Source organism: Brachybacterium sp. 107, from assembly GCF_052379725.1.
Classification (GTDB): Bacteria; Actinomycetota; Actinomycetes; order Actinomycetales; family Dermabacteraceae; genus Brachybacterium.
Map to the genome: position 1 here is coordinate 223,675 of NZ_JBQSYW010000004.1, position 12,318 is coordinate 235,992.

General features: G+C 70.9%; 10 protein-coding genes. 5 read left to right on the forward strand and 5 right to left on the reverse strand.

What is annotated here, in order from left to right; translation table 11 throughout:
* The first annotated feature begins 12 nt into the window (after window positions 1-12).
* Window positions 13-591 carry a DapH/DapD/GlmU-related protein gene (locus ACT3UL_RS07400; RefSeq protein WP_444577515.1) on the forward strand — a complete coding sequence of 193 codons (579 nt, stop codon included), beginning with the start codon at window positions 13-15 and terminating at the stop codon, window positions 589-591.
* A 15-nt stretch (window positions 592-606) separates the two neighbouring features.
* Here the strand turns inward: ACT3UL_RS07400 and ACT3UL_RS07405 are convergent, their stop codons facing one another.
* Window positions 607-1,866 (reverse strand): nucleoside permease, encoded by a 1,260-nt coding sequence (locus ACT3UL_RS07405; protein ID WP_444577517.1) that lies wholly within the window; start codon window positions 1,864-1,866, stop codon window positions 607-609.
* A 50-nt stretch (window positions 1,867-1,916) separates the two neighbouring features.
* Complete coding sequence (locus ACT3UL_RS07410) at window positions 1,917-3,251, reverse strand: aminotransferase class I/II-fold pyridoxal phosphate-dependent enzyme (RefSeq protein WP_444577518.1); 1,335 nt, start codon at window positions 3,249-3,251, stop codon at window positions 1,917-1,919.
* 155 nt (window positions 3,252-3,406) lie between these two features.
* Here ACT3UL_RS07410 and pdxS point away from each other — a divergent pair, with 155 nt between their 5' ends.
* Both pdxS and pdxT read left to right on the forward strand, forming a co-directional pair.
* Window positions 3,407-4,315 carry a pyridoxal 5'-phosphate synthase lyase subunit PdxS gene (gene pdxS, locus ACT3UL_RS07415; RefSeq protein WP_441462890.1) on the forward strand — a complete coding sequence of 303 codons (909 nt, stop codon included), beginning with the start codon at window positions 3,407-3,409 and terminating at the stop codon, window positions 4,313-4,315.
* Window positions 4,312-4,905 carry a pyridoxal 5'-phosphate synthase glutaminase subunit PdxT gene (gene pdxT, locus ACT3UL_RS07420; protein ID WP_444577520.1) on the forward strand — a complete coding sequence of 198 codons (594 nt, stop codon included), beginning with the start codon at window positions 4,312-4,314 and terminating at the stop codon, window positions 4,903-4,905. Before pdxS ends, pdxT begins: the two co-directional genes overlap by 4 nt.
* Before the next feature lie 56 nt (window positions 4,906-4,961).
* Here pdxT and aceB read toward each other — a convergent pair whose 3' ends face one another.
* Entirely contained in the window at window positions 4,962-6,647 is a 1,686-nt protein-coding gene (gene aceB / locus ACT3UL_RS07425) for a malate synthase A (RefSeq protein WP_443416619.1), read from the reverse strand.
* A 103-nt stretch (window positions 6,648-6,750) separates the two neighbouring features.
* Window positions 6,751-8,067, reverse strand: a complete 1,317-nt coding sequence (gene aceA, locus ACT3UL_RS07430) for an isocitrate lyase (RefSeq protein WP_193117668.1) — start codon at window positions 8,065-8,067, stop codon at window positions 6,751-6,753.
* 171 nt (window positions 8,068-8,238) lie between these two features.
* Here aceA and ACT3UL_RS07435 point away from each other — a divergent pair, with 171 nt between their 5' ends.
* A complete protein-coding gene (locus ACT3UL_RS07435; protein ID WP_444577522.1) occupies window positions 8,239-9,723 on the forward strand; it encodes a helix-turn-helix domain-containing protein in 1,485 nt (494 codons plus the stop codon).
* A gap of 180 nt (window positions 9,724-9,903) precedes the next feature.
* On the forward strand, window positions 9,904-10,449 hold the full coding sequence (locus ACT3UL_RS07440; RefSeq protein WP_444577524.1) for an AMIN-like domain-containing (lipo)protein: 546 nt from the start codon (window positions 9,904-9,906) through the stop codon (window positions 10,447-10,449).
* A gap of 91 nt (window positions 10,450-10,540) precedes the next feature.
* Here the strand turns inward: ACT3UL_RS07440 and ACT3UL_RS07445 are convergent, their stop codons facing one another.
* Complete coding sequence (locus ACT3UL_RS07445; RefSeq protein WP_444577526.1) at window positions 10,541-11,938, reverse strand: APC family permease; 1,398 nt, start codon at window positions 11,936-11,938, stop codon at window positions 10,541-10,543.
* Between the last annotated feature and the right edge of the window lie 380 nt (window positions 11,939-12,318).

The following is a 12,318-nucleotide window of genomic DNA, read 5'->3' on the forward strand; positions in this document are numbered from 1 at the left end:
ACGCTCGCTGCCATGAGCAGCACTCCCGAGCCGGCCGACACCCGCACCCAGCGCGAACGCATGCTCGCGGGCGACTGGTACATCTCCGATGCGGAGCTGGGGGCGCTCCAGCTGCAGGCGGCGCAGCTCGCGGATCGCTATCACCGGGCATGGCTGGCCGATGCGCCGGCGGCCCGTCACCTGCTCGAGGAGCTGCTGGGCGACGTGGGCGGGGGAACCGTCGTGCGACCACCGATCTCCCTGGACTACGGCAGCAACGTCACCCTCGGCGCGCGGACCTTCGTGAACTACTACCTCACGGCGGCCGACGTCGCGACGATCACCATCGGCGACGACTGCCAGATCGGCCCGAACGTCCAGCTGCTCACACCGATCCACCCCACCGACCCGGGGCCCCGGCGGGAGGGCCTGGAGCGCGCCGAGCCGATCACGATAGGGGACAACGTGTGGCTGGGCGGCGGGGTCACCGTGCTGCCCGGCGTGAGCATCGGCGACAACTCGGTCATCGGAGCATCCGCTGTGGTCACGAAGGACATCCCGGCGAACGTGGTCGCCGTCGGCAACCCCGCCCGGGTGATCCGCGAGCTCTGAGAGCGTGCCCGGCGTCTACGCCGCGACGTCGGCCCGGCCCGCTCCGTCGGCCCCGTCGCCCCCGCCGATCGCGTCGGCCGTCTGCTGCTCCCGGAACATGCTCCCGAAGAAGATCGCGACCAGCAGCGCGAGCGCGGCCGGCACCAGCCAGATCGGGATCCAGTCATGCGTGCCGTCGGCGGCGAGGAAGGCGTCGACGATCGGCCCGGAGATCAGCGAGCCGATCAGCAGACCCACGCCGTAGGTGGCCAGGGAGATGAGGCCCTGCGCGGCCGAGCGCACCCGCGCGGGGGCGAAGCGGTCCGTGTAGATCTGCCCGGCCACGAAGAAGAAGTCATAGCAGACGCCGTGCAGCAGCAGTCCGATCACCACGAGCCACAGCAGGGAGCCGGAGTCACCGACAGCGAACATCGCATAGCGCGCGGCCCAGGCGAGCATGCCGATGAGCAGGGTCTTCTTCACGCCGAGCTTCCTCAGCATCAGCGGCATGAGCAGCAGGAACCCGGCCTCCGAGAGCTGCCCGAGGGACTGCACCGCCGCGGCCCTCGGCACTCCGATCTCGTTGAGGTAGAGGTTGGTGAAGTTGTAGTAGAACGCCAACGGGATGCAGATGAGGATCGAGGCGATGAAGAAGACCAGGTAGGAGCGGGACTTCAGCAGCGCCAGGGCATCGAGGCCCAGGATGTCGCGCACGGTGGCGGGGCCGTCGCTCGGCTCCGGCGGGGTGTGCGGGAGGGTGAAGGCGTAGACGCCCAGCAGCGCCGAGCCGATCGCGGCCATGACGAAGGTGTTCGAGAGCGCCCCGCCGGTCTCCCAGCCGAGCCAGCCGATGAGCAGGCCCGCGATGATCCAGCCGATCGTGCCGAACACGCGCACGCTGGGGAACTGCCGCTCCGGGCTCTCCATGCGGCGGAAGGAGATCGAGTTCGCGAGCGCCAGGGTGGGCATGAAGGACACCATCGCGAGCAGGGCGAAGACGAAGAAGGCGCCGAAGTCCTCCTGGCGCCCGGCGAGGAACAGCATCACCGCGCTGAACAGGTGCAGCACGCCGAGGATGCGCTGGGCGGCGAAGAAGCGATCGGCGATCAGGCCCACGATGAAGGGGGCGAGGATCGCGCCGAGGCTCTGAGTGAGGAAGGCGAGCGCGATCTGGCTGCCCGTCGCCTCGAGATCGCTGGCGAGGTAGGTCCCCAGGGTGACGAACCAGGCGCCCCACACGAAGAACTCGAGGAACATCATGGCCGAGAGACGGGTGCGGGTCAGCGAATCCAGCATGCCGAGGACCTTAGCGTGTGGCCTGGCTCACCGCGAGGAGGATTCCACCCTCAAACCGCTTCGCGGGCCGCGGCGGCGACGTCTGCGGCGAGCGCCTCGGCGTCCTCCCCGGAGAGGTCGTGCACGGTGAGCCGCAGGTGGCGCGAGAGGTCGGCGTCGGGCGCGAGCCGGAAGTCGTCCCCGGTGCGCACGAGCCACCCCCGCCGCATGAGCCGCTCGGCGACCTCACGGGCCGGGGCCGGGACGGGCACCCACAGGCTCATCCCGTCGCCGGCCTCGACCGGCAGGCCCAGCGCGGCGAGGCGGGCGGCGAAGCTCGCGTTCCGCTCGGCGTAGTGGGCACCGGCGCGGTCGATGAGCGCCAGGGCATCGGGGTCGCGCATCACCGCGTGGGTGATCCGCTGCAGCAGATGGCTGACCCAGGTGGTGCCGGGGCTGAGCCGCTGCGCGAGCCGGCCCGCGGTGTCGGGGTCGGTGGCGGTCACGGCCAGGCACATGTCAGGGCCCACGAACTTCGAGACCGATCGCAGCAGCGCCCAGCGCCGATGCCCCGGACCGATGATCGAGTGGAACGGCCGCTGGGAGAGGTAGGAGTAGTAGTCGTCCTGGATGACGAGCACGTAAGGATGCTCGTCGAGCACCTCTCGCAGCTGGGCGGCGCGCTGCTCGCTGAGCGAGGCCCCGGTGGGGTTCTGGGCGCGCGGGGTGCACACGACGGCGCGCACTCCCTGCTCCAGCGCGGAGCGCAGGCCCTCGACGGTCATCCCCTCGGCGTCGACCGGGACCGGCACCGCACGATATCCGCCGAGGCGGGCGATGTGGATGCTGGCCAGGAAGCACGGGTCCTCGAGGGCCACGGCGTCGTCCCGCATGAGCGCCTGGGCGAGCAGCCGCTCCACGGCGTCGACAGCGCCGCTGGTCAGGGTGAGCCGCACGTCGGCAGGGTCCCCCGGGGCGTCCGGGGTCATCCAGTCCCGGGCCCACTGCTCGAGATCACGATCGATGACGGGTTCGCCGTAGAGCACCGGGCGGCCCGCGGCGGCGGCCAGCGCCGGCGCGAGATCCGGGATCAGGCGCGGATCGGGGTTGCCCGTGCCGACATCCCGGAGGGACCCGGCGGCGGCGAAGCCCTCCTGGGCCACGGGGGCCCGCTGCGCGACCCGCGTGCCGGCGCGCCCCTGGGAGACGACCACGCCGGAGCGGGCGAGGTTCCGGTAGGCGGCCACGGCGGTATTGCGGTTGACCTGCAGCTGCTCGGCGAGCGCGCGCACGGAGGGCAGGCTCTGCCCCGGGTCCAGCTCGCCGCGTTCCACGAGCGCCCGCACGCTGTCGGCGATCTCCACGGCGGTCCCGCCGCTGATCACCAGGTCATCGTCGTTGCTCACCCGGTCGAGTCTAGGCGGGAACGGCGATCTCCCACGGACACCCGTCGACGCTTGACCCATGCCGTGCTACTTTTTGGCCTAGGTCAATGTGGTGCAGGGAGGGTCGACGCGTCGGACACCGTCGGCCCGCGCCGCGCGAGCGACAAGGACACCTCATGAACAGCACCCCCACTCCCAGCTCCCCCACCACGGGCACCGGCACCGTCAAGCGCGGGCTCGCGGACATGCTGAAGGGCGGCGTCATCATGGACGTCGTCACCGCCGAGCAGGCGAAGATCGCCGAGGATGCCGGCGCCGTCGCCGTCATGGCCCTCGAGCGGGTCCCGGCAGACATCCGCGCCCAGGGCGGGGTCTCCCGCATGAGCGACCCCGACATGATCGACAGCATCATCGAGACCGTCTCGATCCCGGTGATGGCCAAGGCTCGCATCGGCCACTTCGTCGAGGCGCAGATCCTCCAGGAGCTCGGGGTGGACTACATCGACGAGTCCGAGGTGCTCTCCCCCGCCGACTACGTGCACCACATCGACAAGCAGCGCTTCACCGTGCCCTTCGTGTGCGGCGCGACCAACCTCGGCGAGGCCCTGCGCCGCATCACCGAGGGTGCCGCGATGATCCGCTCCAAGGGCGAGGCCGGCACCGGCGACGTCTCCGAGGCGACCAAGCACATCCGCACCATCACCGCCCAGATCCGCGAGCTGGCGGCGAAGAGCGAGGACGAGCTGTACCTCGCCGCCAAGGAGCTCCAGGCTCCGTACTCCCTGGTCAAGGAGGTCGCCGAGACCGGCGCCCTGCCCGTCGTGCTGTTCACCGCGGGCGGCGTCGCCACCCCCGCAGATGCCGCGATGATGATGCAGCTCGGGGCCGACGGGGTCTTCGTCGGCTCCGGGATCTTCAAGTCCGGCAACCCCGAGCAGCGGGCCGCCGCGATCGTCAAGGCGACCACCTTCCACGACGACCCCTCGGTGATCGCCGAGGCCTCCCGCGGGCTCGGCGAGGCGATGGTCGGCATCAACGTGGCCGACCTCCCTGCCCCGCACCGCCTGGCCGAGCGCGGCTGGTGACCACCGCGCCCCGCGTCGGCATCCTGTCGCTGCAGGGCGACGTGCGCGAGCACGCCCGGGTGCTCACCGAGCTGGGCGCGCAGGTCGAGCTCGTGCGGCGCCCGGGCGAGCTCGACGGCCTCGACGGTCTCGTCCTGCCCGGCGGGGAGTCGACGGTGATCGACAAGCTCTCCCGGGCGTTCGAGCTCCAGAGCCCGCTGCGTGCAGCGATCGCGGGCGGCCTCCCCGTGCTGGGGACCTGCGCCGGACTGATCCTGCTCGCGGACCGTCTGGCCGACGGGATCGCTGGTCAGGAGACGTTCGGCGGGCTCGACGCGACGGTGCGGCGCAATGCCTTCGGCGGCCAGGTGGAGTCCTTCGAGGCGGACCTCGAGGTGCCCGAGCTCGGGGCGCCGACGGTGCGGGCCGCCTTCATCCGCGCCCCGGTGATCGAGCAGCTCGGGCCCGACGCGACGGCGCTCGCCTCCCTCCCCGACGGCCGGGTCGTCGCCGCCGAGCAGGGGAACCTGCTGGGAGTGGCGTTCCATCCGGAGTCCACCGGGGAGACCCGGTTCCACCGTCGCTTCCTGGACCGGGTCCGCGGTGCGTGAGACGACACGAGGGACCGCCGGGCATGCTGTCCCGGCGGTCCCTCCGCGCCCCCGGCTCACCGGAGCTGGAGCTCGTACGCGGCGGTCGTGAGGAAGGCCGGGAACGTCTCTCCGAGCACGGCCTCGCTCAGCAGCGCCGCGGCGTCCTGCGCCCGGCTGCCCTCCTCACGGGACATCTCCTCGGCGCACTGCTCGATGAGGTACTCGACCTTCTCGGCCACCACCGGCATGCCCCGCTCGGTGAGCATGCCCTGGTTGATCCACTGCCACAGCTGGGAGCGGGAGATCTCGGCGGTCGCCGCATCCTCCATGAGGTGGTCGATCGCCGCGGCCCCCTGACCGCGCAGCCAGCTGTCGAGGTAGCGCATCGCCACCCGCACGTTCTGGCGGACCCCCGCCTCCGTGATGCGGCCTCCCTCCACGTGCGTGTCCAGCAGGTCCGCGGCGGTCACGGCGACGTCCTCCCGGAGCTGGTGCAGCTGGTGGGGAGCCTCTCCGAGCACCGCGTCGAACTCCGCCTGCGCCGCGGGGACCAGGTCGGGATGGGCCACCCAGGTGCCGTCGAAGCCGTCGGTCGCCTCCCGACGCTTGTCGTCGGAGACCATCTCCAGGGCCTGCCGCGTCACCTCCGGATCCCGGCGGTCGGGGATGAACGCGCTCATCCCGCCGATCGCGTGGGCGCCGCGGCGATGGCAGGTGCTCACCAGCAGCTCCGTGTACGCCCGCATGAACGGCACGGTCATCGTCAGCTCCGAGCGGTCCGGCAGCACCCGCCGCCGTCCCCGGTCGCGGAACATCTTGATGATGCTGAACAGGTAGTCCCAGCGGCCGGCGTTCAGCCCGGCGCAGTGGTCGCGCAGCTCGTAGAGGATCTCCTCCATCTCGAACGCCGCCGGCAGCGTCTCGATGAGCACGGTGGCGCGGATGGTGCCGTGCGGGAGGTCCAGGTGCTGCTCCGTGTGCGTGAACACCTCGTCCCACAGCCGCGCCTCGAGATGGGACTCGAGCTTGGGCAGGTAGAAGTAGGGGCCCGCGCCGCGCTCGACGAGCTCGCGGGCGTTGTGGAAGGCGTAGAGCCCGAAGTCCACGAGGGCCGCGATGGCCCGGCCGCTGCGGCCGCGCGCGCCGGTGTACCGCAGATGTGCCTCATCGAGGTGCCAACCGCGGGGCCGCAGCACGATGGTCGGGGTCTCCTCGCCCAAGCGGTACTCCTTGCCCTGCTCGGAGACGAAGTCGATCTGCCGGCGGATCGCGTCGTGCAGGTTCACCTGCCCGCCGATGATGTTCTCCCAGGTGGGGCTGAGTGCGTCCTCGTGGTCGGCGAGCCACACCCGGGCCCCGGAGTTCATCGCGTTGACCGTCATCCTGCGGTCGGTGGGGCCGGTGATCTCCACCCGACGGTCCTCGAGGCCGGGGCCGCTACCGGCGACGGTCCACTCGGGATCCTCGCGCACGGCGGCGGTGGTGGGGAGGAAGTCGAACATGGCCCCGGCGGCGATCGACTCGCGGCGCAGGGTCCTCGCCTGCAGCAGCCGGTGACGCTCGCAGTGGAAGAGGTCGTGCAGGCCGGCGACGAAGTCGAGGGCCGCCGGGGTGAGGATCTCCTCGAAGCGCTCGGACATCGCGCCGAGCACCTCCAGGGTGCCTCGCTCGGCCGACGGACCGGGTCGGGTCGGGTCCGATCGGTCGGTCTGAGCGGTCTGGTGGGGTCGGGTGGGTCGAGTGTCCTGGGTGAGGGTCATCGGATGCTCCTTGCTCGGTGCGGTCGCAGAGGACGGGGTGGTCAGCGCAGCCGGTGCAGTCGGTGTGGTCGCTGCGCTCGGTGCGCTCGGTGCGCTCGACGGATCAGTGGAACTGGGCGGTCTCGGTGGAGCCGGCGAGGGCGAGGGTGCTGCTGCTCGGGTTCAGCGCGGTGGAGACCCGGTCGAAGTACCCCGTGCCCACCTCGGCCTGGTGGCGATGGGCGGTGAAACCGGAGGCCGCAGAGGCGAACTCCGCCTCCTGCAGTTCGACGAACGCGGACATCTGGCTCGTCTCGTACCCGCTGGCCAGCTCGAACATCGCGTGGTTGAGCGAGTGGAAGCCGGCCAGGGTGATGAACTGGAAGGCGTACCCCATGGCGGCCAGCTCGCGCTGGAAGCGCGCGATCTGGGCGTCGTCGAGGTGGCGCTTCCAGTTGAAGCTCGGCGAGCAGTTGTAGGCGAGCTTCTGGTTCGGGAAGTCGCGGTGGATGCGCTCGGCGAAGGTGCGGGCCAGCTCGAGATCCGGCTCCGCGGACTCGACCCACAGCAGATCCGCGTACTCCGCGTAGGCCAGGCCGCGGGAGATCACCGCATCGATGCCCGGACGCACCTCGTAGAAGCCCTCCGCGGTGCGCTCCCCGGTGAGGAACTCCCGGTCCCGCTCGTCGACGTCGCTGGTCAGCAGGGTCGCCGCGAGGGCGTCGGTGCGGGCGATGATCACCGTGGGTGTTCCTGCCACGTCGGCCGCGAGCCGGGCCGCCCCGAGGGTGCGCACGTGATGGGAGGTGGGGACCAGGACCTTGCCGCCCATGTGGCCGCATTTCTTCTCGCTGGCCAGCTGGTCCTCCCAGTGCACGCCGGCGGCTCCCGCCTCGATCATCGAGAGCATGAGCTCGTAGGCGTTCAGGGGTCCGCCGAAGCCTGCCTCCGCATCCGCGACGATCGGTGCGGTCCAGTCCCGGCTCGTGGCGCCGGTCTCCGCGTGCTCGATCTGGGCCGCCCGGAGCAGGGCGCTGTTGATCCGGCGCACGACGGCGGGGACGGAGTTGACCGGGTAGAGGGACTGGTCCGGGTAGGTCTTGCCGGAGAGGTTCGCATCGGCCGCGACCTGCCAGCCGGAGAGGTAGATGGCCTTCAGTCCCGCCCTCACCTGCTGCACGGCCTGGTTCCCGGTGAGGGCGCCCAGGGCGCGCACCCAGCTGCCGGGGTCCTCCGTGTTCTGCTGGACGAGATCCCACAGCGACTCCGCGCCGCGGCGGGCCAGGGTGTGCTCCTCGCGCACCGGGCCGGCGAGGGCCACGACGTCCTCCGCGGTGTGGTCGCGACGCACATCGCGCCACCGGGGATCGAGATCCCACTCGGCGGCGAGCTCCGCGGCCGTGATGCTCTGGTCACCGGTGCGGCGGGTGAACTGCTCCATGGTGGACTCCTCTGCTGCTCCACGTCCGACCGAAGGGGTCGAGCGGTCCCGGCGAACTTCGTCGGGTCCTCACACTCTGGAGCGTCGATTCCCCGATCCGAAGGGGCTGGGAGGAAGAACTTCTGCCATATTTCTGGCACGGAGAACTTCCGGCGTGGCATCCTTTCCGCCATGGCACACGACGACGTGGATCACGACGACTCCTCCGACCGCCTCACCATCGGCCGCCGCATCCGCGCCCGTCGGCTCGAGCGGGGTCTGTCCCTGCGCGAGCTCGCCGAGGCGCTCGAGCGGGCCCCCTCCCAGCTCTCCGTCATCGAGAACGGACGGCGCGAGCTGCGGCTCGGGGAGCTGCGGCGCATCGCCCGCGTGCTCGGGGTCGAGGTGGAGGACCTGCTGCGGCAGGAGGCCCCGTCCCGCCGCGCCGCCCTGGAGATCTCGCTGGAGAAGGCGCAGACCGGCGCTCTGTATCAGGGACTGGAGCTGCCGGACCTGCCCGTGCGCCGTTCGCTCAGCGATGCCGCGATCGAGACGATCCTGCGCCTCCACGACGAGCTCGAGCGTCTGCACCGCGAGCGCGCCGCGACGCCCGAGGAGGCGCGGCGCGTGAACGGGCAGCTGCGCGAGGAGCAGTCCCGCTCGGGCAACTACTATCCCGAGCTCGAGGCGACCGCCCGGGATCTGCTGGCGCGGATAGACCATCGCGGCGGACCGCTCTCCCATCGCAAGGTCTCACTGCTGGCCGCGGAGCTCGGCTTCAGCCTGCACTCGGTGGGCGACCTGCCCCACTCCACCCGCAGCATCACCGACGCCGAGAACATGCGCATCTACCTGCCGCTCGAGCGCAGCGCCACCGACCCCCGCACCACGGTGCTGCAGGCGATCGCCGCCCATGTGCTCGGCGAGGAGGAGCCTGCCGACTATGGCGAGCTGCTGCGACAGCGCGTCGAGGTCAACTACCTGGCCAGCGCCATGCTGCTGCCGGAGGCGGGGGCCGTGGACTTCCTGCGCTCCGCGAAGGCCCAGCGCGAGCTGTCCGTGGAGGACCTGCGCGATGAGTTCTCTGTGAGCTACGAGATCGCGGCCCACCGCTTCACGAACCTCGTCACCCGCCACCTCGATCTGCCCGTGCACTTCCTGAAGACCCACTTCAGCGGCGCGATCGTCAAGGCCTACCAGAACGACGAGGTGCGCTTCCCGACGGATGCGCTGGGCGCCGTGGAGGGGCAGCTGGTGTGCCGCTGGTGGAGCGCCCGCCAGGTCTTCCAGAGCGAGGACCGCATGAGCCCCTACTGCCAATACACCGACAAGCCCGGCGGCACCTACTGGTGCACCTCCCACATCGAGCCCGGACCCGGCGGGGAGTTCTCCATCTCGGTGGGCACCCGCTTCGAGCACACCCGCTGGTTCCGGGGCCGCGAGACCACCCGCCGGTTCGCGTCCTCGTGCCCCGACCAGGAGTGCTGCCGCGAACCCGAGCCGGCTGCCGAGGATCGTTGGCAGGGCAGCGTGTGGCCGGTGGCGCGCCTGCACGCCTCCCTGCTCGCGGCGATGCCCTCGGGCACCTTCACGGGGGTGGACCGGGTCGCGATGCTGGAGTTCCTGGACCGGCACTCTCCGCAGCAGGGGCCGATGACCGGGATGCCCCAGCCCTGAGGCGATACGACGTCCCCCTCTCGTCCTCTTTGGCCACACGACCAGAAAATGCTGGTCAGAGGCAGATCACGATCACGTGGTCATTACCGTCGGGCAACTGGATCGGCGCTCCGCACAGGCGGACACTGGCGATACGGCCGATGCCGCCGTGGCACCGACCGGGGCACGAAAGAGGTTGCCATGAAACGCGTGCTCTCCGTGCTCGCCAGTCTTGTGCTCTTCGTCGGTCTGGGACTGACCACAACGCTCGCAGCCAATGCCGCGCCGTACTGCGGCATCGCCTGGGGGTCCCTTCCCGCATCACGGGCCGGAACGTCCTCGGCCCACCTCGATGATCTGCGCACGGGCCGGCATGACTGCTATGACCGTCTCGTCATCGACCTCGACCACTCCGTCACCGGATACTCGGTGGCCTATGTGACCGCGGTCCACCGCCCCGGATCCGGATCCACCGTGCGCCTCGCCGGCGGCGCCGATCTGCAGATCGTCCTCAACGCTCCCGCGTACGACAGCGCTGGCCGGGCCACTTACGACCCGTCCTCCGCGAACACCGCCGTCGATGTCGACGGTTACCGCACCTTCGAGCAGGTCGCCTTCGCCGGCAGCTTCGAAGGGTCCACCACGATCGGCCTGGGCGTGCGCGCCCGGCTCCCGATGCGCGCGTTCGTCCTGGACGGACCGGGGAACGGCTCCCGGATCGTCGTGGACGTCGCCCATCGCTGGTGACGCGACGACGCGTCCCGTCACCTGCTCCCACAACACCGGCGGCGCCCCACGGGGTGCCGCCGGTGCTCGCCGTCCGGGGTGCGGCCGATGATCAGGGGGCCGACGCGGACTCCCGGTCGGAGGCATCGGCCGCGGCCGCGCGCCGCGGGTCCAGGCAGCCGGCCACGAAGACGACCACCAGGATCACGCCGCAGATCAGTGCCGCGACTGTGCCGCCCACCAGCAGCGGGAAGTTCGCCAGCGAGATCGCGAGGACCACGAGCAGGCCCAGTCCGCCGAGCCCGGCCAGGACGAGAACCGGCACCGGCGCCCGCGCCGTCCGGTGCGTGATCCCGAAGCGCACCACGGCGAGGGAGGTCAGGGCCATCATCACGATGACGCCCACGGCGCCGAGGCCGGAGTACCAGGTGTAGATCTCCACCACCGGGTCGAGCTGGGCGAGGGCCGAGACCACCACGATCAGGGCGGTCACGCCGCTCACCCACAGGGAGGCGCGCGACGGCGCCCGGTGGAGGGGATGTGCCGCGCCGAGGCTCGTGGGCAGCACGCCCCGGCGGCCGAGCGTGAACAGGTACCGGGTGACGATGTTGTGGAAGCCGAGCATGCACGCGAACATGCTGGTCACGACGAGGACTTGGACGAGATCGGCCATGATCGGCGCGATCACCTCGCCGGTCAGGCCCACGATGATGCTGTCGGGGTTCGCGGTCGCCGCGTCAACCGCCGTTGCCGCGCCGAGGCCCGAGATGACCAACCATGCCGAGACCGTGTAGAGCACGCCGATGAGCACCACCGCGAGATACGTGGCACGCGGGATGGTGCGCAGCGGATCCTTCGCCTCGTGGCGGAACACGGCGGTGGCCTCGAAGCCGAAGAAGCCGAGGAAGGCGAAGAGCAGTCCCAGGCCCGGGGCGCCCGAGAGCGCCTCGGCGGGGCTGAACGGGGTGGCGCTCAGCTCCCGACCGGACAGCAGCACCCCGAGGTCGATCGCGAAGACGGCGAGGATCTCGAGCACCAGCACCACGCCGAGGACCTTCGCGGAGAGGTCGATCTTGCGGTAGCCGAGGAAGGCGACGATCGCGATCATGAGAGCGGAGATCAGCCACCAGGGAACTTCGATCCCCGTTCCCAGAGCGAGCAGGTTTCCGGCCTGAACACCCAGGTAGCAGGTCATCGAGACGGTGAGCAGCACGTAGGAGAGCAGAGCGATCGCTGCGGTGCCGAGGCCCGCCCGGCGGCCGAGCCCGCGATCGACATAGGCGTAGAACGCGCCGGCGTCGGGCACGTGCGGGGTCATCCAGGTGTAGCCCACCGAGAACAGCAGCAGGATCACGGTGGCGGCAAGGATCATCAGCGGGGCGCCGACCGAGCCCGCCGAGAGCAGGATGATCGGGAAGTTCGCGACCACCACGGTGATGGGGGCGGCTGCGGCGACGACCATGAGCACGATGCCCGCCACCCCGAGATTGCGTGTCAGATCCGTGTCCACGGCTGTTCTCCCTCGCGTCGGCGACTGCGGCTCGTCGACTCGTCGTAGGCGGCACGAGGTGCCGCGGCTCGCGCGCCCGTCCGCTGACGGGCACAACGACGGAACGGTACGGGAGCGCCCGGTGCCCACGCCGCAGCGTCCACGGATCGGCGCAGGTCAGACACACGTGACAGGGACCGGGACGGGGACTGGCAGCACAGGCAGTGGGAGGCCGAGGGGGCAGATAGCAGGGGACGGACGGCGAAACGCCCGGCCCCTTGACGGGGGCCGACCGTTCGTCAGCGCACGGTCCGTGACGGACCAGCAGGGGTGATCAGGCGGTGGGGATGACCAGGCCGGAGCCCGTTCCGCGAGCCGTCTCGAACCGCTTCTGGACATCG

Excerpts from the sequence above, each read along its gene's own strand:
- ACT3UL_RS07400 (WP_444577515.1), top strand. The coding sequence starts at position 13 with ATGAGCAGCACTCCCGAGCCGGCCGACACCCGCACCCAGCGCGAACGC.
- ACT3UL_RS07405 (WP_444577517.1), bottom strand. The coding sequence starts at position 1,866 with ATGCTGGATTCGCTGACCCGCACCCGTCTCTCGGCCATGATGTTCCTC.
- pdxS (WP_441462890.1), top strand. The coding sequence starts at position 3,407 with ATGAACAGCACCCCCACTCCCAGCTCCCCCACCACGGGCACCGGCACC.
- aceB (WP_443416619.1), bottom strand. The coding sequence starts at position 6,647 with ATGACCCTCACCCAGGACACTCGACCCACCCGACCCCACCAGACCGCT.
- aceA (WP_193117668.1), bottom strand. The coding sequence starts at position 8,067 with ATGGAGCAGTTCACCCGCCGCACCGGTGACCAGAGCATCACGGCCGCG.
- ACT3UL_RS07435 (WP_444577522.1), top strand. The coding sequence starts at position 8,239 with ATGGCACACGACGACGTGGATCACGACGACTCCTCCGACCGCCTCACC.
- ACT3UL_RS07440 (WP_444577524.1), top strand. The coding sequence starts at position 9,904 with ATGAAACGCGTGCTCTCCGTGCTCGCCAGTCTTGTGCTCTTCGTCGGT.